This window comes from Polaribacter sp. M10 (genome assembly GCF_054968445.1).
Map to the genome: position 1 here is coordinate 89,742 of NZ_JBSSBG010000010.1, position 26,478 is coordinate 116,219.

Annotated in this window: 26 protein-coding genes; 2 read left to right on the top strand and 24 right to left on the bottom strand. The window is 29.9% G+C overall.

Features of this window, described 5'->3' with window-relative positions:
* Positions 1-62 precede the first annotated feature (62 nt).
* The 15 genes from ACWYN7_RS10725 to ACWYN7_RS10795 all read right to left on the bottom strand — a co-directional run bounded on the left by ACWYN7_RS10725 (position 63) and on the right by ACWYN7_RS10795 (position 12,112).
* Positions 63-284, bottom strand: a complete 222-nt coding sequence (locus tag ACWYN7_RS10725) for a hypothetical protein (RefSeq protein ID WP_462859933.1) — start codon at positions 282-284, stop codon at positions 63-65.
* On the bottom strand, positions 274-816 hold the full coding sequence (locus ACWYN7_RS10730; protein WP_462859934.1) for a DUF420 domain-containing protein: 543 nt from the start codon (positions 814-816) through the stop codon (positions 274-276). The genes ACWYN7_RS10725 and ACWYN7_RS10730 overlap by 11 nt, the downstream gene beginning before the upstream one ends.
* Positions 809-1,453 carry an SCO family protein gene (locus tag ACWYN7_RS10735; protein WP_462859935.1) on the bottom strand — a complete coding sequence of 215 codons (645 nt, stop codon included), beginning with the start codon at positions 1,451-1,453 and terminating at the stop codon, positions 809-811. The genes ACWYN7_RS10730 and ACWYN7_RS10735 overlap by 8 nt, the downstream gene beginning before the upstream one ends.
* Positions 1,450-2,121 (bottom strand): hypothetical protein, encoded by a 672-nt coding sequence (locus ACWYN7_RS10740; RefSeq protein WP_462859936.1) that lies wholly within the window; start codon positions 2,119-2,121, stop codon positions 1,450-1,452. The genes ACWYN7_RS10735 and ACWYN7_RS10740 overlap by 4 nt, the downstream gene beginning before the upstream one ends.
* Positions 2,122-2,198: 77 nt before the next feature.
* Entirely contained in the window at positions 2,199-2,543 is a 345-nt protein-coding gene (locus ACWYN7_RS10745; protein ID WP_462859937.1) for a cytochrome C oxidase subunit IV family protein, read from the bottom strand.
* Positions 2,544-2,561: 18 nt separating this feature from the next.
* Positions 2,562-3,542 carry a cytochrome c oxidase subunit 3 gene (locus ACWYN7_RS10750; protein WP_462859938.1) on the bottom strand — a complete coding sequence of 327 codons (981 nt, stop codon included), beginning with the start codon at positions 3,540-3,542 and terminating at the stop codon, positions 2,562-2,564.
* A gap of 53 nt (positions 3,543-3,595) precedes the next feature.
* Positions 3,596-4,183: a cytochrome c oxidase subunit 3 gene (locus ACWYN7_RS10755; protein WP_462859939.1), complete on the bottom strand. Its 588-nt coding sequence runs from the start codon at positions 4,181-4,183 to the stop codon at positions 3,596-3,598.
* Between the two features lie 2 nt (positions 4,184-4,185).
* On the bottom strand, positions 4,186-5,088 hold the full coding sequence (gene cyoE, locus ACWYN7_RS10760; protein ID WP_462859940.1) for a heme o synthase: 903 nt from the start codon (positions 5,086-5,088) through the stop codon (positions 4,186-4,188).
* Between the two features lie 239 nt (positions 5,089-5,327).
* The gene (locus ACWYN7_RS10765) at positions 5,328-5,885 is read right to left on the bottom strand and encodes a hypothetical protein (RefSeq protein ID WP_462859941.1); all 558 of its coding nucleotides are present in this window, start codon (positions 5,883-5,885) and stop codon (positions 5,328-5,330) included.
* A complete protein-coding gene (locus ACWYN7_RS10770; protein ID WP_462859942.1) occupies positions 5,882-6,442 on the bottom strand; it encodes an MOSC domain-containing protein in 561 nt (186 codons plus the stop codon). The genes ACWYN7_RS10765 and ACWYN7_RS10770 overlap by 4 nt, the downstream gene beginning before the upstream one ends.
* 3 nt (positions 6,443-6,445) lie before the next feature.
* A complete protein-coding gene (locus ACWYN7_RS10775; RefSeq protein ID WP_462859943.1) occupies positions 6,446-7,216 on the bottom strand; it encodes an enoyl-CoA hydratase/isomerase family protein in 771 nt (256 codons plus the stop codon).
* Between the two features lie 66 nt (positions 7,217-7,282).
* Complete coding sequence (locus ACWYN7_RS10780) at positions 7,283-8,029, bottom strand: hypothetical protein (protein WP_462859944.1); 747 nt, start codon at positions 8,027-8,029, stop codon at positions 7,283-7,285.
* A 51-nt stretch (positions 8,030-8,080) separates the two neighbouring features.
* Positions 8,081-8,341: a SemiSWEET family sugar transporter gene (locus ACWYN7_RS10785; protein WP_462859946.1), complete on the bottom strand. Its 261-nt coding sequence runs from the start codon at positions 8,339-8,341 to the stop codon at positions 8,081-8,083.
* A 56-nt stretch (positions 8,342-8,397) separates the two neighbouring features.
* Positions 8,398-11,385: a leucine--tRNA ligase gene (locus ACWYN7_RS10790; protein ID WP_462859947.1), complete on the bottom strand. Its 2,988-nt coding sequence runs from the start codon at positions 11,383-11,385 to the stop codon at positions 8,398-8,400.
* 166 nt (positions 11,386-11,551) lie between these two features.
* Positions 11,552-12,112, bottom strand: coding sequence for a porin family protein (locus tag ACWYN7_RS10795; RefSeq protein WP_462859948.1), 561 nt, complete (start codon positions 12,110-12,112; stop codon positions 11,552-11,554).
* A gap of 204 nt (positions 12,113-12,316) precedes the next feature.
* Between ACWYN7_RS10795 and ACWYN7_RS10800 the strand changes: the two genes are divergently transcribed.
* Positions 12,317-15,154, top strand: coding sequence for a M16 family metallopeptidase (locus tag ACWYN7_RS10800; protein WP_462859949.1), 2,838 nt, complete (start codon positions 12,317-12,319; stop codon positions 15,152-15,154).
* Positions 15,155-15,234: 80 nt separating this feature from the next.
* Complete coding sequence (locus tag ACWYN7_RS10805) at positions 15,235-15,687, top strand: N-acetyltransferase family protein (protein ID WP_462859950.1); 453 nt, start codon at positions 15,235-15,237, stop codon at positions 15,685-15,687.
* A gap of 84 nt (positions 15,688-15,771) precedes the next feature.
* On the opposite strand, the gene fabD is transcribed toward ACWYN7_RS10805, so the two are convergent.
* From fabD to rsgA, 9 genes are all read right to left on the bottom strand, one after another.
* Positions 15,772-16,659 (bottom strand): ACP S-malonyltransferase, encoded by an 888-nt coding sequence (gene fabD / locus ACWYN7_RS10810; protein ID WP_462859951.1) that lies wholly within the window; start codon positions 16,657-16,659, stop codon positions 15,772-15,774.
* Positions 16,660-16,723: 64 nt separating this feature from the next.
* A complete protein-coding gene (locus ACWYN7_RS10815) occupies positions 16,724-17,425 on the bottom strand; it encodes a crotonase/enoyl-CoA hydratase family protein (RefSeq protein WP_462859952.1) in 702 nt (233 codons plus the stop codon).
* 66 nt (positions 17,426-17,491) lie between these two features.
* Entirely contained in the window at positions 17,492-17,863 is a 372-nt protein-coding gene (gene crcB, locus ACWYN7_RS10820; protein WP_462859953.1) for a fluoride efflux transporter CrcB, read from the bottom strand.
* On the bottom strand, positions 17,863-18,825 hold the full coding sequence (locus ACWYN7_RS10825; RefSeq protein WP_462859954.1) for a DoxX family protein: 963 nt from the start codon (positions 18,823-18,825) through the stop codon (positions 17,863-17,865). The genes crcB and ACWYN7_RS10825 overlap by 1 nt, the downstream gene beginning before the upstream one ends.
* Before the next feature lie 113 nt (positions 18,826-18,938).
* The gene (locus tag ACWYN7_RS10830; RefSeq protein WP_462859955.1) at positions 18,939-20,966 is read right to left on the bottom strand and encodes a DUF3857 domain-containing protein; all 2,028 of its coding nucleotides are present in this window, start codon (positions 20,964-20,966) and stop codon (positions 18,939-18,941) included.
* A gap of 2 nt (positions 20,967-20,968) precedes the next feature.
* The gene (locus tag ACWYN7_RS10835) at positions 20,969-22,888 is read right to left on the bottom strand and encodes a DUF3857 domain-containing protein (protein ID WP_462859956.1); all 1,920 of its coding nucleotides are present in this window, start codon (positions 22,886-22,888) and stop codon (positions 20,969-20,971) included.
* 85 nt (positions 22,889-22,973) lie between these two features.
* Positions 22,974-23,612: a YceI family protein gene (locus ACWYN7_RS10840; protein WP_462859957.1), complete on the bottom strand. Its 639-nt coding sequence runs from the start codon at positions 23,610-23,612 to the stop codon at positions 22,974-22,976.
* 111 nt (positions 23,613-23,723) lie between these two features.
* Complete coding sequence (gene dtd, locus ACWYN7_RS10845) at positions 23,724-24,176, bottom strand: D-aminoacyl-tRNA deacylase (protein ID WP_462859958.1); 453 nt, start codon at positions 24,174-24,176, stop codon at positions 23,724-23,726.
* Positions 24,177-24,312: 136 nt separating this feature from the next.
* Positions 24,313-25,275, bottom strand: a complete 963-nt coding sequence (gene rsgA / locus ACWYN7_RS10850) for a ribosome small subunit-dependent GTPase A (RefSeq protein WP_462859959.1) — start codon at positions 25,273-25,275, stop codon at positions 24,313-24,315.
* Between the last annotated feature and the right edge of the window lie 1,203 nt (positions 25,276-26,478).

Genomic DNA, 26,478 nt, shown 5'->3' on the forward strand with positions numbered 1-26,478 from the left:
GTTAATGCTTATAAGACGATTAAAAGTATAATATGTTACAAGATTTTACTCTTATTGAAATGTTAATTTTTAGTTTGCTTTCTATATCTATACAAAGTGTAAAATAAAGCCGCAATTAGTATGTATGGAAATACCATTAAATATGAAATTCCATTATTTACTCCTTCTGCTATAGAAACATCTCCATTCTCTACAACAGCCTTACACATAGCACATTGCGAAAAAGAAGTTTTGGTAACCAAAACCAACAACAAAAATAAAACTACCACTTTTTTACATACCATAATATGGAGAAATCATTAGATAAACTATTACACCAGTTACTGCAACATATAACCAAATTGGAAAAGTTTTTTTCGCAATTTTTTTATGATCTGTAAATTTCCCCAATTTTGCTTTCATATAAGTGATTAATACAAAAGGAATTACAATTACAGATAAAACAATATGACTGATTAAAATAAAATAATAGACATATTTAATTATGCCTTCACCACCAAATGTTGTTGAATCTGAGGTCATATGATAAGCAATATACATCAATAAAAAAGCTAAAGAACATGCAATTGCAACTGAGTTTAATTGCTCATGTAACTTTTTATTTCCTTTTTTAATAGCAATAACTGCAGCTACCAAAAGCACAGCTGTTAAACCGTTAATAGCTGCATAAATTGGCGGCAAAAAAGTTAATGGTTCTACATCGAAACCTAATTGCCTTAAATTAACTCCAAATAAAGCAGCAACTGCAAGAGGAATTATAATAGATAAAGCAGTAATAATCTTTTTATATTTTTTTTCTTGCGCTAGGTTACTCATTTAATAATAGTTTAATGTCTTCTTTTAATTCTTTAATCTGATCTGGAAAAGTTTGTTCTTCTAAAGCTCTATAATACATAATAGGATTTCCAAATTCGTCTTTTCTAGAACGTATATATCCATCTTTATCTACCAAAGCAAATAATCCAGAATGCTCAAAACCTGCATGTGCAGCATCTCCTTTACCTGCATACAATTTAAAACCTTTGTTAGATAACGCATAAACCACATCTTCTGATTTACCTGTTAACAAATGCCAATTTTTATGGGTAATACCATTGTTTTTTGCATAAGCTTTTAATATTTCTGGTGAATCTATTTCTGGTGTAATAGAAATTGAAGCAATTCCAAATTCTGGATTTCCAAAAAATGCATCTTGTAAGGTTAACATTTTTTGATTCATTAAAGGACATATTGTAGGACAAGTAGAAAAGAAAAATTCTACCACATACACTTTACCTTTATAAGTTTCATTAGTAATTGTATTACCTTCTTGGTTTGTAAATTCAAATTCAGGTACTTTTTCAAACTTAACTAAATCAGCATCTTTAAAACGATCTACAACTTTTGGTACTGTATAAATACCAAATAATAATACAATAAATGCGACACCTACATAAGAATATTTTTTTTTCATAACCCTACTTCTTTTCTATCTGCTTTATTCTTATTTTTTTCTTTAAAGGCTGCATAATATTCGTAATACAAAACATTAACATCGTCTTTTAACTTACCATTTAATACAGCCACAGAATTCATATTATATCCATAAAGCTTACCTCCTACTTCATCTTCATCATTTAATCTTCCTCTTAAATTTACATCTTTATCTATTAAAAATGCCTTACTAGAAGATAAATTTACCAAAGGTTCATTGTATTCAAAACTAGAATAAAACGCTTCTATTTCTGCTTTAGTACTTGCAATAAACCTCCATTTTTGCATATCTGTAAAAGCGCCAATATCCTTTTTTAACTTTTGTACTTCTTCTTCTTTTCCTTTAGGATAAATACCAATAATCTGAAATTTTTTATAATCTGTAAACTTTTTGTAAACTTTTTCGTTTAAATTAAAAAGGCCAGATTTTATCGTATTAAGATCATCACCCAAAAAACAAATAATAGTAACGTTATCTTTTAATTGTACTGATTTTGAAGCATCTATTTCAGAAACATCAATTATATTTTCTGTAAGTACAGGTAATTTTTTAAAATTATTTTCTCCTGTAGATAGTATTAAAAAACAAATTAGAGGAAAAATAAATAATAAAAATAATACAACTCTTTTTTTTGTAAAAAACTTCATATATCAGAAATTATGGTAAAAATGAACAACTTTTGTAAGCATAAAAAAAGGTGGTTAAAACCACCTTTATATTTTAATTACCATTTTACAAGTGGCCCTAATGTTTCGTATAAGTAATCTCCTTCTATTAAGAGTAATGTTACTAAGTAACAGATTAAGAAAACTGCCGTCCAAACTACAGAACGTCTAAACCATTTTTTTTCACCTTCCATGTGCATAAAAGTCCAGGTAATATAGTAAGCTTTAAACAAAGTTAAAATAATAAATATCCAGTTTAAAGGGCTTGTACCTAAAAAGCTAGTTAAGTGTAAAAAATCTGGTTTTACAATACCTAAACCTACCTCTACAATAGTAACTACAGATAGTAAACCAAATACCATCCATATTCTTTTTACATTAGATTCGTCGTGTGCGTGTGCCATTTTAATGCTATTTTTTTATTAAACTAAGTAGAAGAATGTGAATACAAATACCCAAACTAAATCTACAAAGTGCCAATATAAACCTACTTTTTCTACCATTTCGTAATGTCCTCTTTTTTCATAAGTACCAAGAATAACATTAAAGAAAATTATGATATTTAAAACAATACCAGAAAATACGTGAAAACCGTGGAAACCTGTAATAAAGAAAAAGAAATCTGCAAAGATTGTATTTCCATATTCATTGGCTTTTAAGTTAGCTCCTTCTAATACCATTTTACCTTTAGATAATTCTGCCAAACCTTTTTCTCTAGATAGAATTATCTTTTGTTTTTTATCAAAATCAATTCTTTCGCTTCTAATTTGTACAGAAGGATCTGCTTTATAAGAAGCTAAAATTTGCGCAACAGAATATTCAGAAACTTGCTCTCCACTCTGAAACCATAATCCGTTCTTTTTAGTGTTAGATTCTCTATGATCCATTCTATCACCAACTACAAAGTCTGATAATGCTATTTGATGGCCGTCTTTTACAAATTGTAAAACTTTACCATCTGTAGTTTTTACAGCTCCATAAGAACCTTTAATAAAGGTATTCCATTCCCAAGCTTGAGAACCTACAAATATTAAACCTCCAATAATGGTAGCAAACATATACCAAGCTACTTTATTTTTTTGCATTTTATGACCAGCATCTACTGCCAAAACCATAGTTACTGAAGAGAAAATTAGTACAAATGTCATAAAAGCGACATAATACATTGGGAATTCTCCGTGAATAAATGGGATGTGTGTAAAAACTTCATCCGCAATTGGCCAAGAGTCAATAAATTTAAAACGAGTTAAACCATAAGCCGCTAAAAATCCTGAAAAGGTTAATGCATCAGAAACGATAAAAAACCACATCATCATTTTACCATAACTTGCACCAAATGGTCTTACTCCACCACCACTCCAAGTGTTTTTTCCGTCTGAAGGTATAGCAATATTTGCTTCCATAAATAGTATTTAATTAAAATCTTAAACGTTTTGCCAAAAATAGCTATTTTTCATCACTTAATAAAAGAGAAAAAGAAAAATAGATAAATCCATAGTATATCTACAAAATGCCAGAAAATTGCACCTAGTTCAAAACCAAGCATATCGTCTGTTTTGTATTTGTATTTAAAATGATTATAAATAACAACAAAAAGCACAATTACCCCTGCAATCAAGTGTAAAACGTGCATAAATGTGATACCAATTATAAATGATGTTGATACAGTACTTTCTGGTCCTGTAAAAAATAATCCAATACTTTTTAGTTGATTAAAGCCAACATATTGTTGCCAAATAAAACCAAGACCTAAAATTAAGGTTGCAACAACCATTATTAAAGACAATTGTCTTTTGCTTTGTTTTAAAAATCTTTGCGATAAAAACAAGGTAATACTACTTGCCACAATTAAAAATGTACTTACATAAAACGCCTGTGGCAAATCGAAAGAAACCCAATCATCACGTTTCATACTAATTACATATGCACTTGTTAATCCTGCAAAAAACATCACCATACTAATCATAGAAACCCATAACATAGGTTTAGCTGATTTCTTTTTTGCTACTACGTATTCTTGCTTTAAAGCTTGTTCTCCTATCATTCTTAATGTAAAAATTTATCAACTACATAAACAACTTGTACCAATGTAATGTATAAAACACTGGCAAGCATTAATTTTCTAGCATCTGTATTTTGTTCTGATTTGTGCAGCTTTATTCCATAATAGAGCATTAAGCAACCTAATAAAGCTACTATAATTGCAGATGCTGGATAAATATAAAAACTACCAGATACTTTTAAAACTGGTGCTATAGATACTAAAATCATTATTGCTGTATAAAAGATAATTTGCTTTACAGCACCTTTATCTTTTGTATTCATTGGCAACATATTAAAACCTGCCTTTTTGTACTCTTCGAATTGTAACCATCCAATAGACCAAAAGTGAGGAAATTGCCAAAAAAATTGAATCATAAATAAAAAACCTGCTTCTATACCAAATTCATTTGTAGCTGCAACCCAACCTAACATAAACGGAATGGCTCCAGGAATTGCGCCTACAAAAACCGTTAACGGAGTTACAGATTTTAATGGTGTATACACAGATGTATAAATAAATATAGAAATTGCACCAAACAACGCTGTTTTTGGATTGATGCTATATAATATAGACAAACCTAAAATTGTAAGTAAAATGGCAATGCTTAACGCAAAATTTACAGACATTCTACCTGTTGGTAAAGGTCTGTTTTTGGTACGTTGCATAATTGCATCTGTGTCTTTTTCGATAATTTGGTTGAATGTATTGGATGCACCTACCATAAAGAAACCACCAATTGCTAGTAAAATTAAGGTTGTATAGTTAATAACATCTACAGCTAACAAATATCCTGCAACAGATGAAAAAACCACACTAAAAGACAGACCAACTTTTATAAGCTGCTTTAAATCGGTTAAAAGTGCATGCATTGATGTTGTTGTCTCTGAAATTGCTGTTGAGTTCATATTACAAATAATCGTTTGCAAAGATATTTGATAATTATGAATTTACAATGATTTTTTAAAAGCTTTTGTAAATCAAAGACATAAAAAAACCCACTCAAGATTGAGTGGGAAAATTGCTATGAAAAAGAAAAAGTGTGGTTTTAAAAAACCACGCGCAAATATAAAAATTAATTTATATTCTTTTTTAAAAAATAATATTTTTTTTTATTTTTTTTATAAGTAAAATCTAAAGCTTAAAATTACCTCTTTAAAGTAAAGTTGGGTAAACCTGTGTAAATAGGATTTAATCTCTGTTTAATAGTATCAAAAACGTAAACATCACCAAAAATAATGTTACCATCAATTTGATTAAACTTGTTTAGAAATAGTGAATCCTGTTTGTATTCATAAGTTCCTTTTTCTATACAAAATGAGGTTGGGTATATTGTTTTTAACTCGAAAGTTTCATCATTATATAAAACAATTTCTAATGAAGCTTTTTCTTTAGATATACTATTAAAAACTTGAAACTTGTCTTTAAAAATGGCTTTGTCATGATATTCTAAAGCTCTATTTAAGAATACTGCAAAAACGGCTGCGATAATTAGTGGCCTAAAATTAAATAACTCTTTCTTTATTGTTATTTTGTATAGGTTATAAAAAAATATTGCTAAAAAAGTAATGATAAAAATAATGGTAAACCCACCTATAATTACCAAATCTACATCTCCAAAACAATAATCATCTGGATGAAATAATGTATAAAAAGGTAAGAAAGCCAGTAAAATGAGTAAAATATATCGTTTTCTAATTTTCATTTAATACCTTTTTCTTTTTTCTTTTTCATAAATAAATCTGCAATGGTTGGGTTTTCTGGACTGCTTTTAATCAATTGAAAAGTATCTCCAACTTTTACAAACCCTGTTTTTACAACTTTGAAATATACACCACAAAAAGTTGTATTCCAAAATTGTTTTACAATTTTCATATCATTAAAACGCACACCTAATTTATAACACGGGTTTCTTTCTACAGTAGCCTCTAAAATTGTTTCACCTACGTTAAAAGTATCGCCAGTTTTAATTTTAGTTTCATCTAAATCATCTAGGGTTAAGTTTTCGCCAAACATACCAAGATTCCATTGTAAATCTGCATATTTAGGTTTCCAAAAGTCATAGTGTTTTAAAGAGTATGCATACACTGCTTGTTGTAAACCTCCATGATGTTTTCTATCAGAAATTTCATCGCCCTTAACCTCTTCAGTACCTAAAAAAATAGGAACATCTACAGGAAATTTATAAATACCTGTAATTACTTTTTTGTTTTTGTACGTAATTTCTTTGCGCTCAGCTATGTTTGTAGATACAATTTTCATTTGCTATTTTTTTGAAAATTTAGCCAATGCATTTTTTGTGAATTCCGATAAAACTAATTCTCCAGAAATTTTTGCTCTTTCTAATAAAAGCTCATCCCAGTGATTGGTATTTTGCCACAATACTTTTTTCATTTCAGCTAAAGCTGATGGGTTATAACTTGCTAATTTTTGTGCCAGAAAATCAACCTCATCATCTAACTCTTTTATATTTTCGAACACCTTTGCATATAAACCTTTCTCTTTTGCCCAATAAGCGTTTTTCCAACTTGTGGCATCTAAAGTTAATTCTGATGTGGCTGCTAACCCTATTTTTCTAGTTACAGCAGGCTCTATTACAAAAGGGCCAATACCAATGGTTAATTCTGATAATTTTATTGACGCTGCTTCTGTTGCTAAAACGTAATCGCAAGCGGATGCTAAACCTACTCCACCACCTACAACTTTACCTTGAATACGACCAATGGTTAACTTACCACAAGTTCGCATGGCATTAATTACATTGGCAAAACCTGCAAAAAACTTTTTACCATCTTCAAGATTAGAAATGTTAACTAATTCTGTAAATGAAGCTCCTGCACAAAAGGCTTTTTCACCTTCAGATTTTAAAATAATGACAGCAACATCATTATTTATAGCAAGTTTTTTTAATTCTTTGGTTAACCTCTCTAACAATTCACTTGGAAAAGAATTACTTGCAGGATGACCAAATTCTATGGTAGCAATTTTATTTTGAATATTGGTATATAAACTTCCATTTTGCCTAGTAGTAATCATAGAATTTAAATAAGTTTTACCAAAAGTAACTTTTTATAGATTAAAAATCAATCTTTGTAATAAAAGTTAACTTTTAATTTTTTTTCGCCATTGTTTAAGTGTTGGCGAGCTTATAAAAAATAAATAAAAACCAGATAAAATGGTTAACAAACCTAAAACTGAAAAAGCTCTTAACACCCAATTGGTTATATGATCTCTGGTTTCGAAATCCATAACATGGAGCATCCATAAAAAATCGAATTTACGCCAATTATCATTTCTTACTTTGGTAATTCTTGCTGTTTTTGGATGCACATAAACTGTTGTATTTGTTTGGTGTTCTATGGTAATTGCAAATACAGGCAAAGGATTCCCTCTATATTCATGCGTTTTTGTAATCTCTTTTTCTGTTAAAAATTTTGTCTCTTTTACAGACAAAGAATTGTACAATCTGCTCTTTACAAAGGCAATACTTTCTTCTTTAGTTAATGCACTTCTAACTTTGTATTTGTCCTTATTTACATTTAAAAAGACAACATCATTACTTCTTGTTACACGTAATAAACTGTCTTTATTTACAATAATGGGCTCAATATTTTTAATGGGCTTAGCATCTGTTTCTTCTAAAAACTGCAAAAGTTTTCTAACAGGTTCGTTGTAAGTAAAACTAAAAGTATGCTCGGTTTTATCTAATAACGTTTCTCCATGCACATCATCCATATCATTCCAACTGAAATACAAACCTCCAATTGTCCAAAAAAGAAATTGTATGCCAATAAACAGTCCTAAATAACGATGTGTTTTTCTTGTAAACCTATGAACTCTTCTTTTCATATTAAAATAAAAAAGCCATTATAAACGAATATAATGACTTTTTAAAAAATTTTATTTCTTGTGTTTTAAAATTAAAATCACCAAATAAAGTGTTGATAAAGATGTGATGGCATTTGCTAAAATCATTGGTAAACTTTTTATATGAATTCCATAAATTAGCCACAAAACAACTCCTACAAAAAAAGTAATATACATCGTTAAAGAAAGCCCAGAAGTATCCTTTGTTTTATATGTTTTATAAACTTGAGGTAAAAAGGAAGCCGTTGTAATAAATGCCGCTATTAAACCAATAATCTCAAAAATATCTATCACTTTTTGTTATTTAAATGCTAAACTAAATCATTTTTCACAACTGTAAGCCCTTACAACTAACCTACAATATTTACAATTTTACCAGGTACAACAATTATTTTTTTAGGTGTTCTACCTTGTAATTGTGCTTGTGTTTTCTCGTGATCCATTACCGTTTTTTCTATTTCTTCTTTAGATAAATCTAAAGGAAGTTCTAAAGTAAAACGCATTTTACCATTAAAAGAAATTGGGTAGTTTTTTGCACTTTCTACCAAATGTTTTGGTTCAAAAACTGGAAAAGGCACAGTTGATATACTTTCTGTATGCCCTAATAACCTCCATAATTCTTCTGTAATATGTGGTGCATAAGGTGATAATAAAACCAACAATGGTTCTAAAATTTCGCGCTTATTGCATTTTTGAGCTGTTAACTCATTTACAGCAATCATAAATGTAGAAACAGATGTGTTGAAAGAGAAATTTTCGATATCTTCTTCTACTTTTTTGATGGTTTTATGTAAGGTTTTTAGCTCATCTTTGGTTGCATTTTCTTCTGAAACCTCAAATTGATCTCCATTAAAATACAATTTCCAAAGTTTTTTTAAGAATGATGAAACACCCGAAATTCCGGACGTTTTCCAAGGTTTGGTTTGTTCTAAAGGCCCTAAAAACATTTCGAATAAACGCAAAGCATCTGCTCCATATTCTGCAACAATATCATCAGGATTTACAACATTGTATTTGGATTTTGACATTTTTTCTACTTCTCTAGAAACTTTAAAAGTGCCATCTTCTTCTGTTATAAATTCTGCATCTTTAAATTCTGCTCTCCAATTTTTGAAAGCTTCAATATCTAATTCGTCTGATGAATTTACGAATGATACATCAGAATGAATAGATGTGAAATTTTGATTTGTTATATCATCAAAATTTTTAACTTTTAGATTCCCTAATTCTAAACTGTCTATTAAAAATTGTAATTTATTTTTTACATTATTAACAGTTGTTTCATCTTTATTTGAAATTTTATTACAAATATCTTCTGACACAAATACATTGGGTAATTTCTTTTGATCGAAGTCTTCCTCACCTGCAATTGACCAAGCGATTCTTTTCACAAAAGCACTCGTCCCCAAAATCATACCTTGGTTAATTAGTTTTTTAGCAAACTCATCTACAGGCACAATTCCTTTATCGAACAAAAACTTTTGCCAAAAACGTGCGTATAATAAATGTCCTGTTGCGTGCTCTGAACCACCTATATATAAATCTACTTCTTTCCAATAGTCTAATGCTTCTTTGCTAGCAAATTCCTCTGAATTTGTAGCATCCATATATCTGTTAAAATACCAAGAAGAACCAGCCCAACCAGGCATTGTGTTTAGCTCAAGAGGAAAAACAGTTTTATTATCAATCAAATCATTAGCAACAACTTCATTTGTTTCTGCATCCCAAGCCCAAACTTCTGCATTTCCTAAAGGTGGTTTTCCATCTTCAGTAGGTAAATATTTTTCCACTTCTGGCAATACAATTGGCAAATGTTTTGCATCAATCATTTGCGGCATTCCGTCTTTGTAATACACAGGAAATGGCTCACCCCAATAACGTTGTCTGCTAAACACAGCATCTCTTAATCTGTAATTTATTTTCCCATAACCAAAGCCACGTTTTTCCATTTCGTAAATGGCTAGCTTTAAAGCTTTCTTATATTTTAATCCTGATAAAAAGTCTGAATTTGCAATTACAGTTCCTTCTTTATCTGCATGTGCAGCCTCAGAAATATCTACATTTTCAAAAATATTAGGAATAGGAATATTAAAATGTTTTGCAAAATCATAATCACGTTGATCTCCACAAGGCACAGCCATTACAGCTCCTGTTCCATAAGAAGCTAAGACGTAATCTCCTATCCAAATTTGAACCTTTTCACCCGAAAAAGGATGAATTGCATACGCACCTGTAAAGGCACCAGAAATGGTTTTTACATCAGCCATTCTATCTCTTTCAGAACGTTTTGCAGTAGCTTCTATATATGCTTCTACTTCTGCTTTTTGAGCATCAGTTGTAATTTTTGAAACAAGCTCATGTTCTGGAGCAAGTGTCATAAATGAAACTCCGAAAATGGTGTCAGGACGTGTTGTAAAAACTTCTATAGTTTTTGGTTGTTCGTTGTTGGTTGTTGGTTCATCTACTTGGAAAGAAACCATGGCTCCTTGGCTTCTACCAATCCAATTGGTTTGCGAATCTTTTAAAGGTTGTGGCCAATCAATGGTGTTTAAACCATCTAACAAACGTTGTGCGTATGCAGAAATTCGCATAGACCATTGTGTCATTTTTTTTCTGACTACAGGATGTCCTCCACGTTCTGAAACTCCGTTTACAATTTCGTCATTGGCTAAAACAGTTCCTAGAGCAGGACACCAATTTACTTCTGTATCCGACAAAAAAGTTAAACGATATTGTAATAAAATTTCTTCTTTTTTGGTTGATGAAAAAGCGCTCCAATCTTCTGCTGAAAAAGAAATGATATCTTCATCGCAAACTGCATTTACTGTGGCATTTCCTTCTTTTTCAAAAATTGAAATTAAGGTTGAAATGTCTTCTGCTTTGTCTGAATCTTTATTGTACCAAGAATTGAATAATTGAATAAAAATCCATTGTGTCCATTTATAATATTCAGGATTTGAAGTACGTACTTCTCTGCTCCAATCAAAAGAAAAACCAATTTGATCTAATTGTCTTCTATACGTTTTTATGTTCTCTTCTGTGGTTTTTGCAGGATGCTGACCAGTTTGAATGGCATATTGTTCTGCAGGCAAACCAAAAGAATCATACCCTTGTGGATGCAACACATTAAACCCTTTATGACGTTTGTAACGTGCATAAATATCACTTGCAATATACCCTAAAGGATGCCCAACATGTAAACCTGCGCCTGAAGGATAAGGAAACATATCTAACACATAATATTTAGGTTTTTCACTTTCATTACTGGCTTTAAACGTTTGGTTTTCTGCCCAATATTTTTGCCAATTCTTTTCTATTTCTTGGTGATTGTATTGCATCATCTTTCAATTTAATGGCTGCAAATTTACGTTTATTCTTAAGAAGTTTAAAGTAAAATACAACTTGCTTCTATTGATTTTATAAAAATCCAAAAAATGAGTAAAACCTAAAAAAGAAAGCCTCTTTATTTATAACAAAGAGGCTTTCTTTTTAGTACCAATTTATTTAAAACTGAAACCCTAAAGCCATTTGAAAAGCTCCGTTTTTAATATCCGGATTTTCGCTAATAGCTACCAATCCAAGATTATATCTTGTTTGAAAAAAGATTCCATTTTTAAACTGATAGCCAAAACCTAAGTTGGCTGCCAAATCAAAATTAGCTGCATCTGTATTTTGAGTTTCAGCACCATATTGATTTACAGGTACAATTTGATCTTTTATTAAAAAAGAAAATTGTGGACCTGCTTCTACAGAAAAACCTTCTGCAATATAATATTTTGCCATAACTGGCAATGCCATATAATTTAAATCGTATTTAAAACTGTCTCTTAATTGCGCTCCTTGTGCTGAGTATAACAATTCTGGCTGCAAAGAAAATTTTTCTGTTAACGGAATTTCTGCAGTTGCCCCAATAACAAAACCTGTTCTAGAATCTAAATTATTAACATTGTTTCCATTAATCGAAGAAATATTCATTCCTGTTTTAACACCAAACTTTACTTCTTGCGCTTTTATTGTACCTAAAAAAGCAAACGATACTAAAGCAATACATAGTTTTTTAATCATAATTTATTAATTTTTATTTACTGCTCTAAACCAATTGTTGTGCCAATTCTAATTACTGAGTGTTAAAGAATTCCATTCAACTCGTAATAAGTTGATAAACTAATATTTACCAAGAAAACTATTTTATAAAAATTTTATTTAACAAAAGAGAATCCATTTTCAATCTATTATTTGATTACTTTTAAACCCGTAAATTCAAATCAAATGAAAAAAATAGTACTTACACTTTTAGTGGCAACTCTTTTTTATAGTTGCAAAAAATCATCCGAAGAAAAAACTCCAGAACTGAGTATCAACTACAAAAAAATTGAGCTCGATAATGGTTTAGAAGTGGTTTTTCATGTGGATAAATCTGATCCTGTTGTTGCAGTAGAATTAATGGTACATGTGGGTTCTGCCAGAGAAATTGAAGGCAGAACTGGCTTTGCTCACTTATTTGAGCATTTATTATTCTTAGAATCCGAAAATTTAGGCAAAGGAGGATTGGACAAAATGAGTGCAAGAATTGGAGGTTCTGGTGCAAATGGTTCTACTTCTAGAGACAGAACCAATTACCTACAAACGGTACCAAAAGATGGTTTAGAAAAAATGATTTGGGCAGAAGCCGATAAATTAGGTTGGTTTATAAACACAGTTACAGAACCTGTTTTAGCCAAAGAAAAACAAGTAGTAAAAAATGAAAAAAGACAGGGTGTAGATAATAGACCTTATGGGCATAATAGATATGTAATTGGTAAAAATTTATATCCAAAAGATCATCCTTACAACTGGCAAGTTATAGGCTCTTTAGAAGATTTACAAAATGCAACTTTAGACGATGTAAAAACATTTTTTAAAAAATGGTACGTACCAAACAATGCAACTTTAGTGTTATCTGGCGATATAGATATTGAGCAAGCTACAAAATGGGTGCATAAATATTTTGATGAAATTCCGAGAGGAACAGAAGAAATTCCTACAATTGAAAAAAGACCAGGAAAAGTAGCAAAAATAAAGTCTTTGTATTACGAAGATAATTTTGCAAGAGTACCGCAATTAACCATGGCTTGGCCAAGTGTAGAACAGTTTCATGCAGATTCTTATGCTTTAGAAGTTTTAACTCAGTATTTATCTGATGGAAAATCTGCACCATTAAATCAGGTTTTGGTTGATGATTTAAAACTAACATCAAATACCACAATGTATAATTATGCTTCTGAATTGGCAGGAGAAACTCATTTGATAATTAGAGCTTTTAACAATGTAAAACTAGATGATGTAAAAGCAGGAATTGAAAAAGCCTTTGCAAAATTTGAGGCAGAAGGAATTTCTGAAAAGGATTTAAACAGAATAAAAGCAGGACAAGAAACTCGTTTTTACTCAAGTTTATCTAGTGTTTTAGGTAAAGGAACTCGTTTAGCATCTTACAACACTTATACAGGAAATCCGGGATTTGTAACCGAAGATATTAAAAACACATTGGCAGTTACCACAGAAGATGTAATGCGAGTTTACAACCAATATATTAAAAACAAAAATTATGTAGCTACAAGTTTTGTGCCCAAAAACTCAGCTAAACTTGCTTTAGAAGGAGCGGTTTTGGCTGATGTTGTTGAAGAGCAAATTGTAATTGGTGCAGAAGAAAAATTCGACCCAAAAATTGCTGCAAGGTATGAGAAAACACCTTCTACTTTTGATAGAAGCATTGAGCCTCCTTATGGAGAAACTCCGTCTTTGGCTGTACCAAAAGTTTATGAAAGCAGTTTAGACAATGGTTTAAAAGTATTTGGAATTGAAAATGACGAAGTGCCTTTGGTTCGTTTTAATATTACTATTGATGGTGGCCAATTATTAGAATCTATGGATAAATTAGGAGTTGCTAATTTAACTGCTGATATATTAAACAAAGGTACAAAGCAAAAAACTGTAAAAGAATTAGAAGAAGCAATTCAAGAATTAGGAGCATCAATTTACGTGTATTCTGATGTTGAAAACATTACATTAAGCGGAACAACTTTAGCTAAAAACTATGATAAAACCTTAGCTTTGGCAGAAGAAATTTTATTAGAACCAAGGTTTGATGAAAAAGAATTCGATTTATTAAAGAAAGCTACCATAGCAAGATTACGTCAGCAAGAAGCGAGCCCAAATTCTGTGGCAAGAAACGCTTATAATGAGTTGATTTACGGAAAAAACAACATCCGTTCTAAAAATATTTTAGGCAGTTTGGCATCCGTAGAACAAATTACAATAGAAGATTTAAAGGCTTATTACAACAATTATATTTCTCCATCAGTAGCAAAAATGTTGGTTGTAGGCGACATCACCAAAGAAAAAGTAGTAGCTTCTTTAACAACATTAAACACCAATTGGAAAGCCAAAGAAGTTGTAATACCTGAATACAAAACACCAGAAGCACCAACCAAACCAACAGTTTATTTTTACGATATCCCAAATGCAAAACAATCTGTTTTACAGTTTGGAGCTCCAGCATTAGCTGCAACAGATAAAGATTTTTATGCAGCTTCTGTTATGAATTATATTCTTGGTGGTGGTGGTTTTGCTTCTCGTTTAACGCAAGAGTTAAGAGAAGGCAAAGGCTATACTTACGGAATTCGATCAGGTTTTTCTGGTACAAAAGCTAAAGGTGCTTTTACGATTTCTAGTGGCGTAAGAAGTAATGTAACTTTAGAATCTGCACAATTGGTTAAGAAAATTTTAGAAGAATATCCGACCACTTTTTCTGATAAAGATTTAGAAACCACAAAAAGTTTTCTTATAAAAAGTAACGCAAGAGCTTTTGAAACTTCTAGAGCAAAATTAAATATGCTATCTAATATTAGTGATTATGGTTGGAGTGCAGATTATGTAAAAGACAGAGAAAACACTGTTAATAATATGACCAAAGAGCAAATTAAAACTTTGGCAAATAAATATGTAAATCCTAATAAAATGATTTGGTTAGTTGTTGGTGATGCAGAAACTCAATTAGAAAGAATGAAAGAATTGGGTTATGGAGAACCTGTTTTATTAAACAAAAGGCAACAAAAAATAAAGAACTAAAACTTTAACAATACCGATTTTAAAAAGTCCTAATTTTAAGTAAAAAATTAGGACTTTTACTTTTAACAAAGAACCTAAGAATGAACTATAGAAAAGCTACAGAAAAAGACCTTACTGCCATTGTAAAAATGATGGCTGATGATGTGTTAGGTAGAGAAAGAGAAAATTTTAATACTCCTTTACCCAACTCATATATGAACGCATTTAAAAATATAGAAGCAGATAAAAACCAAAAATTGATTGTTTTAGAAAATGAAAAATTAGAAATTATTGGTACGTTGCAGATATCTTACCTACAATACATTTCTTATTGTGGTGGTATAAGAGCCCAAATAGAAAATGTATTTATTAGAGCAGATCAAAGAGGACTTGGTATTGGAAAAAAAATGTTTGAATGGGCTATAAACAGAGCTAAAGAAAAAAAAGCTCATATGGTTCAATTAACTTCTAACAAAGAAAGACCAAGAGCTATAAAATTTTATGAAAATTTAGGTTTTAAAGCTACGCACGAAGGCATGAAACTCCATTTTTAACTGTATTTTAAAGGCATTCTAAAATATATAAAGCAAAAAAAACGAACTTTTTTAAGTTCGTTTTTTTATATCTATTATTACAATTTATTCTGCTAAACTTGCGCCAGATGCAGCCACAGATCTATCAATTTTACGCATTAAACCCTGTAAAACTTTACCAGGCCCAACTTCAATAAATTCTGTACCACCATCAGCAATCATTGCTTGCACACATTGTGTCCATTTTACAGGAGCTGTTAATTGTGCTATCAAATTTTCTTTAATTTCTGTAGGATTTGTAACCGCTTTTGCAACCACATTTTGATACACTGCACAAGTTGGTTCGCTAAATTGGGTTGCTTCTATTGCTGCCGCTAATTCTTCTCTTGCTGGCTCCATCATTGGTGAGTGAAATGCACCTCCAACAGGCAACAACAACGCTCTTCTTGCTCCTTTTTCTGTTAACACTTCACAGGCTTTTTCTACAGCTTCAATTTCTCCAGAAATTACTAATTGTCCTGGGCAATTGTAATTTGCTGCTACCACTACTCCATCAATTTCTGCACAAGTTTCTTCTACAACCTCATCTGCCAAACCTAAAACTGCTGCCATTGTACTTGGTGCAATTTCACATGCTTTTTGCATTGCCAAAGCACGTTTAGAAACTAATTTTAATCCGTCTTCGAAAGACAAAACTCCGTTTGCAACTAAAGCTGATAATTCTCCTAAAGAATGACCTGCAACCATTTCTGGTTGAAAAGAATCACCCAAAACTTTTGCTAAAATTACAGAATGTAAAAATATTGCAGGTTGTGTAACTTTGGTTTCTTTTAACTGTTCAGCTGTACCTTCGAACATAATATCAGTAATAGAAAACCCTAAAATATCGTTTGCTTTTTCAAAATATTCTTGTGCTAAAGGTGATTTTTCGTATAAATCTAATCCCATTCCTGTGAATTGAGCTCCTTGACCTGGAAAAATATATGCTTTCATTTATTTTTTGTTTAATTTTTTAACTGTGTAATCGCCTGCGAAAATAATCAATTTATAAATTAGATTAGGCATCTATAGAAATACTTCCTTTTGCGTCTAACTCGATTGCATTTGTTAACGCTTCTAAATGCGATTTTCTAACTTTTAATTTTGTAGCTGCGTGTGCTTTTCTGTTTAATTTAGAAAACATATTTGCTACCTTAGTTGCAGTTAGCAACAATGCTTCTTCTGGAACAATTACATCTAAAAACCCTGCTTTTACAGCATCCTTTGAATTAAATATTTCTGAATTATTTACAGCTCTGTTTAAATATACTTCTGACAAACGTGATTTTGCAATAGCAATACCAGCATTGTGCATTGTCATACCAATCATAACTTCGTTTAAACCGATTTTAAAATCGCCTTCAACCCCAATTCTATAATCTGCAGATAATAATAAAAAAGCACCTTTAGCAATTGCATGCCCATTACAAGCTACAATAATTGGTTTTGGAAAAGACAACATTTTTAATGATAATTGCGAACCTTTTGTAACCAATTCCAAAGCAGATTCAGGTGATTTGGTCATCACTTTTAAATCGAATCCTCCAGAAAAAATTCCTTGTGAACCTGTAAGAATTACAATTTTATCTTCTTGTTCTGCTTTATCTAAACTTGTATTTAAACCTTCAATAACTTCGTGAGAAATGGCATTTGCTTTTCCATTATTAATGGTAATTATTGCGTAATTTTCTTTTGGTTGATAAGATACGAATTCGTTCATTTATTAGGATTTTAATTGTTCTCGATACAAATTTATTTATTCTTGATAAATTCACACGACTGACATTTATATAAATTTCACCAAATACATTCCTGCAAAAACAGCCAAAAAGCCAACCACAAAACTTGCAATTGTATAGAAGGCAAAAGAAGTAAAATCTCCTGATTTTAGAAAGATATGGTTTTCATACGCAAAAGTAGAAAAAGTGGTAAAACCACCACAAAAACCAGTAGCCAATAATAATGTATGATTTTGGTTAAGCACATCACTTTTTGCAGCATAACCTAAAATAAACCCAATTAAAAAACTTCCTAAAATATTGGCTGCAAATGTGCCATATGGAATTCCGTTTTCTGAATTATTGAGCCATTTACCAATTAAAAAGCGTAAAACACTACCAAAACCACCACCAATAAAAACAAATAGTAAACTTTTCATTATAGTTCTATATCGTCAATATCTGTCCAGTTTTTCTTTTCGGTAACTGTTCCATTTTTCAAAATCATTATACCAGGATTTGCTCTTATCATTGTTTTTAGAGTGGTTTCATCACAGAATAAAACCTCGAAAGATAAATTGTATTTCTTAACAGTTAACTCAATAATATCAGAAAAAGAAGCAGAAGCACCATAAACTTTGTAGCCTTTTTGCATGGCTTCTTCAGAAATCTTTTTTATTTCTGGAAAAGCATCATAATCCGATTTTTCGAAACTAGACATAATAATTAGCATTACCTTGTCCATTTTTAGAATTTGAGGTGCTAAATCGTTTTGTGCATTTTCTAACATAAAATCGTGCACAGGAGGTATTTCTCCATCGTCTTTATACTCCATTCCTTCTGGTAAGTTTTTACCAATTGCATACGCTCTAAAGTCGATAATTGGTAAATGTGCTAAAACGTAATAAGTTATAAATGATGAAATAATTAGCGAAACAAAAACAATTTGAAAAGGAATATACCTTTTTGCAATCGGTTTTATGTACTTAATCTTAAAGCCAATAAAGAAAATTAAAATTGTTAAAGCAACGTCTTTATAAAATGTTTCCCAAGGTTTTAGTTTAATAGCATCACCAAAACAACCACAGTCTGTAACTTTATCATAATAAGCAGAATACCAAGTTAAAAACAGAAATATTAGTATAATTATTTTTAAACTTATTACTGTAAATTTCGGTTTCCAGCCCACTAACAAAGCAACTCCTAAAACAATTTCTGCTATAATTAGAATAATAGAAAATGTTAAAGCATAAGGAATTAAAAATTCTAAATTTAAAACGCCTTCAGAAAAATATTCTTCGAATTTATATTGAGAACCAATTGGATCTACCAATTTTACAGCACCTGAAAAAATAAATAAGGCACCTACTATGATTCTTGCTAATTGAACTAGTATTTTCATAATGTAATAAAATCTTGATGATTAGAAATAAAATCAAATGGATGATACTACAAAGATTATAAAATTTCTTGTTTTAAGTGCTTATTAAGTAAAAATAAGTTTCTTAATTTATGTTATATTTTTACTAATACTACTTTTTCTGTCAGTTTTTGTACCATTTTACCATAGAAATCTTTTAAAGATACATAGTATTGAGCGGGAATTATCGATTTATTAAATTCTATAACAGAATATGTTTTTAAGCTATTACCCACTTTAGATATTTTGTATTTAAATACGCCTAAATTATTTGGTAAAACCATAGCAATTGGTTCTGGAATTTTTTCTACAGTATAACCTTCAGGAATCTTAATAGACACTCTATTTAACTCTTTCCAAGCTGTATAAAAATCTATTGGAAATTTGCGTTCTTCTAATTTAAAAGGATTTATACGTTTTGTTAAAAATACAGACGGTTCTATGTAGATTTTATTACCAATTTCTTCTATTAAATCTTCGCTAACAAACTTAACTGTTCTTAAAACAGGTTTGCTTAAATCTAGTTTGTTATCTAATTTAAAATCGTCTACTTCTAAATTATTGTTTTCTTCGTATTTGGTTCTTAAATTTTCTTCTTTAATATGATTATAGCTAGATCTAAAGTTTAACGCACTAATATTTTCGAACTTAGTTCTTATCATACCTTCTACCATTAAATCGTCTGTAATAGATAAAATTACAATATTTTCTGTATTTGCTGGTTTAGATGAGCTAAGTTTTAACCAATTAGAAGAACCATCACTTTTAACCATTCTACCATTCCAGTTTAAAGCTCTTACTGGTAATATATTTGGTAAACTGTAAAGTTCTGTAGCATCTAATAACAAGTATGTACCATCTGTAAAAGTTACTGCAGAAACTACATAATTAAAACCATCTAGAGTAGGGAAAAGTGGAATACCATTATCTCTAGAACTTACTAACACAGGGTTTGCATTTAAACCTGCAGAACGTAACATAGAAGTTAACATTAAATTGATATCTGCCACATTACCTGTATTTTCTTTATATGCTTTTTTTACCCCTTTTTGGGTGTATTTACCATATCTTCCATTCCATTTTATTTTAGTTTTTACAAATTGAAATATAGAAGCAATCTTATCGAAATCTGTAGCTGAATTGGCTAAAATTTTATTTAAATCGTTTTTGTAATAACTCGTTTTTTCTAATTCGCCACCAAAAGCTTCTGATTTAAAAATAGCTTTACTTACATCTGTCCAATCAATAGAATAAGATTTACTGCTACCACCTAATTTAAAGAAATCTATTTCTTTTAACTCGAACTTTAAACCTCCTCTATAATTATCGATATAAGAAACAAAAGGTTCATCATCTTTTAAAGCAGGAATATCTGTTGCTGTAAAATCGAGTATATTACTTAAAAAATTTACTTTGGTATTGTCAAAAGTAGTACCTCCAGCACCACTAACTCCAATAGCTCTATATTTTGTTGTATAACTAAATGAACTACTTTTCTGAGATGTTTTAGGTACAATACTTAAATATCCTTTAGACAAAGTCTTAAATTTATAAAACTCAGGTATTACTATATTATAATCTAATTTTTTAACAGGAATATTGAATTGAAACTCTAAATCATCTAATTTACTGTAATATGGTGATGATATTCTATATTCTATATCTAAAACAGAACCAACTTTTATATTGGGTAAAGTAATTTTTCTTACTGTCCAACTTTCATTTTTACGTTCATTAAAAATGTTCTTTTTAGACAATTTGTCTTTGGTTACTTTACCTTCTTCCAAATTAAAAGTATAAGCTTTTAAATAAGAGAACTTTTCATTTTCTCCACTTTCAGGAGTATAGTAATAAAACATTTCTGTCGCTTTTTCAAAACCTTCTTCAGAATAAATTTTAATTCTATTATGTACTTCTTTTACTACATTAAATCTATCATTCGATTCATCATATTCGTAATGTGTATATTGACGTCTGTACAAATACGCAGCATCTACAGTAGAATCTAAAGGATAGAATTCCTCTTCTAATTCTTCTTTTGATACTTTACCAAACTTATAATCTTGGGCTACAATTGTAAATTGTACAAAAACTGCTAAAACTACTAAAATGCTCTTTTTCATTGTTACTTTTTAATTAGGGCTATTCTTAAATTTTCTGATTTTGCGATACTTCTTCTAAAACTTCGATATGCTTTATAATCTTCTTTTGGATGCACTCCTTCTTTCATTAAAATCTCTTTTTTGTAAGAAAAAGTAGATTCGTCTATAACATTAAAACTGATTTTATAGCTACCAAACTTAGTTGATATTTCTTTGTTTTCTGGTACATATTCTAATTTATAAGAAGCAGGAATTTTAATGGTATATTCATCTACATCTTTATAACCTCTGCTAATTTTTAAAGGTAAATTTCTTTTTCTATACCTTTTAGGTATGTAACTTTCTTTGTTAAATATATTTACTCGAAATAAATATTCGGTTTCGTTTACAGAAGCAAAGTTTTTTATAGAAAGTTCCAAATCTTCTGTAAAAACCACATTTTCTTTGTCGTTATTTAATTGATAAGCATCTACCTCTAAATTGTTATTATAACTCCAAACATTTGATTTATAGTTTTTAATCAATTCTTCATCAGTATAGTTTTCGAAGTAAAATTTATCATCATACTGAATCCCTTTTGATGTTCTTTTTAAAGTAGCTTTTACATCTCCTTGAGCTGTTAATTCTATTTCTCCTTTTATTGTTTGTAGGTTTACTTCGTCTGTATAAGAAGCCGTTCTTTTGATAATTCCGCCTTCTGGAGTTACCACTAATACATCTCTATCATCTGTAAAATCTCCTAAAAAGCCAAAAGGCATGGTCTGACTTGTACATTCTAACCAAATATCTTTGCCATTATTAGGCACATTTAAAATAACATGATTTCCTTGAATGGATGAAAAATCTTTGTCTAAATTTCTTCTTTCTTTTGCATAAACTACAGTATAATAAGAAGTAACACCAACAACATCTAGCAAAGCTTTTGTGTAATTTGTTAAACCTTTACAATCTCCATAACCAACTTCATCTACTTTATTTGCAGCTATAGGTTCCCAACCACCAATACCAACTTGTACACTGATATATCTGGTTTTATTTTGCATAAATTCATAAACAATTTTTGTTTTTTCTACATCCGTTTTTGCATCTTTTACTAACTCTAATAATTTATTTTTAGTGGCATCATCAATAACATCTCTACCTACTAAAAGTGATTCGTGCATCCATTTCCCAAATTCTTCCCAATTAGTGGCTTCACCATAAACACCTTTTAAACTAAATTTGTTTAATGCAATTTTAACTATTGGTAAAATATCTCTGTAAGCAGGACTTTGATTTTCGTATTCTAATGCAGTTTTCTTAACTAAAAAATAATTTAATTCAGTATCAGATTCTTTTTTTTCAATATCATAATCGGCAAAATTGGTTTCTTTAATTCGCCAAGGAATAGCTTTTGGATTTTTTAAAGTATAACTACTTTTTTCTACTGATACATAGTAACCATTTACGGGAATCCACCAAGGAATAAAACCAGTTGTAGATGTTCTATATTCTGATTCAAAAACTAATGTATAAGGATAAGAAATAGGTGTATAATCTATGTATTTTACTCGTGAATCAGAATATAAAGTTCCTCCATCTACAGCACTAACATCTGTAAAGTCTCTTTCTTTAAACTTTTTAATTTCGTTGCCAAAAGCGTCGTAAATAATTGCTGAGAGGTTGGTTATTTTGGTATCATTATCATAACTTTCGTAAATACCTGCGTCTGAATTACCAAGTTTATTTAGTACAGTTACTACCATTTTTTTGGTAACAACCATTCTATTAACATCTTCGATGGTAATTTCTGTAATGTTGTTTCTAACAACAGCATTTGCATCTTCTTTTAATTCTGGTGGAATTGTAAATGCAGTTAACTCACTAATCTGTGAGAACGTATTTAAAGTAAATAAAAATAATAATGCTAGTAGTAGTGGGTTGGGGTATTTTTCTTTTATCATAGATTTTTTAAATAGCAATGCAATTTAAAAAAAAAACCCAAAACTAAAAGTTCTGGGTTTAAATATTTTTAATGATAAAGAAAATTTATGCTTTTGTTTTTACTTCAAAAGACAATTCCATCATATCATCTATAAACTTATCTTTTAAATTATCGAAGAAAGATTTAGAACCATATTTTACATTAAAATCTGCTCTGTTTATATTAAATGTTTCGCTTTTAAAAGTAGTAACACCATCTTCTGTAGAAACAGTTGCAGGTATTGTAATACTTTTAGTAACATCTTTAATTTGTAAATTACCAGTTACATGTAATTTACCGTCTTTAGGCTCTACATTAGTTATTACAAATGTTGATGTTGGGTAAGTTTCTACGTCAAAAAAGTCTGCGTTTTTTAAGTGACCTTCTAATTTAGCAGCTCCTCCACTACCTTTCATGTCTAAGTTTGTAATTGTAGATAAATCTACAACAAACTCACCACCTTTTAAAGTACCTTCTTCTAATAATAAACCTCCGCTTTTTAAAGCTACAGTTCCATTATGAGCTCCACCTGGTTTTGTTCCTTTCCAAGTTAATAAAGATGCAGAAGTATCTACATTATTTAATTCAGAAACATTTACTTCTACTTTTGCAGCTTCGTTAGTAGCTACTTTTTCTTTTTTTTCGCCTTTACAAGACGTTAAAACTGATGCTACTACTAATAATGATAAAACGATTTTTTTCATTTTTTTTAAATTTTAGGATTGGTTGTTTATTTTCCATGGCAAATATATGTAATTTATTTTCCGTGGAAAATATTTTAATTGTTTTTTAATACAAAATTAACAATGTAAAGATTATTCTTTATTTTTAGAATCGATGATGATAGTTACAGGGCCGTCGTTTAACAACTCAACTTTCATGTCTGCACCAAACTCGCCTGTTTGTACTTTTGTGGTAATTTCTTTTTGTAGTGATGTTACAAAATCTTTATACAAAGGTATAGCAACCTCTGGTTTTGCAGCTTTTATATAACTAGGTCTGTTTCCTTTTTTTGTTGATGCTTGCAAGGTAAACTGACTTACCACAATAATTTCTCCAGAGATGTCTTTTAAAGATAAATTCATCACGTGCTTGTCATCATTAAAAATACGAAGGTTTGTGATTTTACGAATCAACCAATTAATATCTTCTTGGGTATCCTCATTTACAATTCCTACAAGAACCAACAATCCCTTTTTGATGTTGGCTACTTTTTTATCAGAAATAGTAACACTTGCTTTTGATACTCTTTGTAAAACTACTTTCATTCCACTAAATCCCCAAAGGGGACTTTTACTTTTAGATTCTTTAAGACTTTATTTTATAAACTTACAAATGTTTTTTTAAAGAAAACTATTTACAAGTCTTATTTCAAATTGGATAGATATATAAAAAACAAATGGACTAATCCTCTTCTTCGTTCCAAATATCGGTTCTATAATGTTCTGTTTCTTCTTCGCCTTCTAAAATTTGAAGATAGCTTCTATATCTAGACCACGAAATTTCTTCGTCTTCTAAAGCTGCTTTTACAGCACATTGTGGTTCTTTTAAATGCAAACAATCATTGAATTTACAGTATTGTTTTAATTCAAAAAATTCTGGAAAATAATCACCTAATTCGTATTTATCCATATCAACAACTCCAAAACCTTTAATACCTGGTGTGTCTATAATTCTGGCATTAAAACTTAAATCGAACATTTCTGCAAAAGTTGTAGTGTGTTGTCCTTGTTGATGTTGATAAGAAATTTCTTGTGTTTTTAAATTTAAATTTGGCTCAATTGCATTAACTAAAGTTGTTTTACCTACACCTGAATGACCAACAAACATAGAGGTTTTACCAGTCATTAATTCTTTAACCTTATCTACATTTTTATTTTGTGTAGCTGAAACTTCTATACATGTATAGCCAATTGCTTCATAAATATCTTTTAGGTATAAAATTTCTGCTCTTTCTTCTATTTCGTAAGCATCTATCTTGTTAAAAATTAAAATAGTATGTATTCTGTAAGCTCTAGTTGTTACTAAAAAACGATCTATAAACGCTGTTAATGTTGGTGGATTATTAATGGTAATCATTAAAAAAACCAAATCTAAATTTGCAGCTATAATGTGTGTTTGCTTAGAAAGATTTACAGATTTACGTACAATAAAATTATCTCTGTCTAAGATTTTTTTGATGACACCCGTTTTTTCGTCTCCTTTTTGTTCGAGATCAAAAACTACTTTGTCGCCAACAGCAATAGGATTGGTACTTTTAATCCCTTTTATTCTGAATTTCCCTTTTATTCTACATTGATAAAAAACTCCTTCTTCAGATTTTACTTGATACCAACTTCCTGTGGATTTGTATACGATTCCTGTCATTAATACAAAGATGCAGAATTAAAATTAATTTTAGAAGAATTCCTAAGAAATCGGAAGTAATTTTGTTTTAGAATGTGTTGTCTATTTCTTAAAAAAAGATCATTCAGGTTTTGGGAACCTGAAGAGCCTGAAAATTATTCTAAATGTAAGTTTTAAGAAACTTCTCGATATAAAATTTTTGGAAAAGAAATTTTACTCGAAGTGACAATGTCTTTCTATATACCTGTGTAAAAATTATCTTTAAACACATAAAAGATTATAAATCGGTGTTTTAATTATGTGAAAAGACCCTTCAGGTTTTGAAAACCTGGAGGGTCTGAAAAATAATTCTTAAAAAAATTCTTCATACAAAATTTCTAAAAAAGAAATTTTACTCAAAGTGACAATGTCTTTCTATATACCTGTGTAAAAATTATCTTTAAACACATAGAAGTTTATAAATCTGTGTTTTAAGTATAAGAAAAGACCCTTCAGGTTTTGAAAACCTGAAGGGTCTGAAAAATAATTCTTAAAAAAATTCTTCATACAAAATTTCTAAAAAAGAAATTTTACTCAAAGTGACAATGTCTTTCTATATACCTGTGTAAAAATTATCTTTAAACACATAGAAGTTTATAAATCTGTGTTTTAAGTATAAGAAAAGACCCTTCAGGTTTTGAAAACCTGAAGGGTCTGAAAAATAATTCTTAAAAAAATTCTTCATACAAAATTTCTAAAAAAGAAATTTTATTCAAAGTGACAATGTTTTTCTTTATATCTGTATAAAAATTATCTTTAAACACATAGAGATATAGAAATCAAAGTTTTGGGTATAAAAAAAAGACCCTTCAGGTTTTGGAAACCTAAAGGGTCTGAAAAATATTCTGAAAGTAAGTTTTAAAAAACTTCTCGATATAAAATTTCTAAAAAAAGAAATTTTACTCGAAGTGACAATGTCTTTCTATATACCTGTATAAAAGTTATCTCTAACCACATAGAAGTTTAGAAATCTGTGTTTTGAGTGTAAGAAAAGACCCTTCAGGTTTCCAAAACCTGAAGGGTCTGAAAAATAATTCTTAAAAAAATTCTTCATACAAAATTTCTAAAAAAGAAATTTTATTCAAAGTGACAATGTCCTTCTATATATCTGTATAAAAGTTATCTCTAACCACATAGAAGTTTAGAAATCTGTGTTTTGAGTGTAAGAAAAGACCCTTCAGGTTT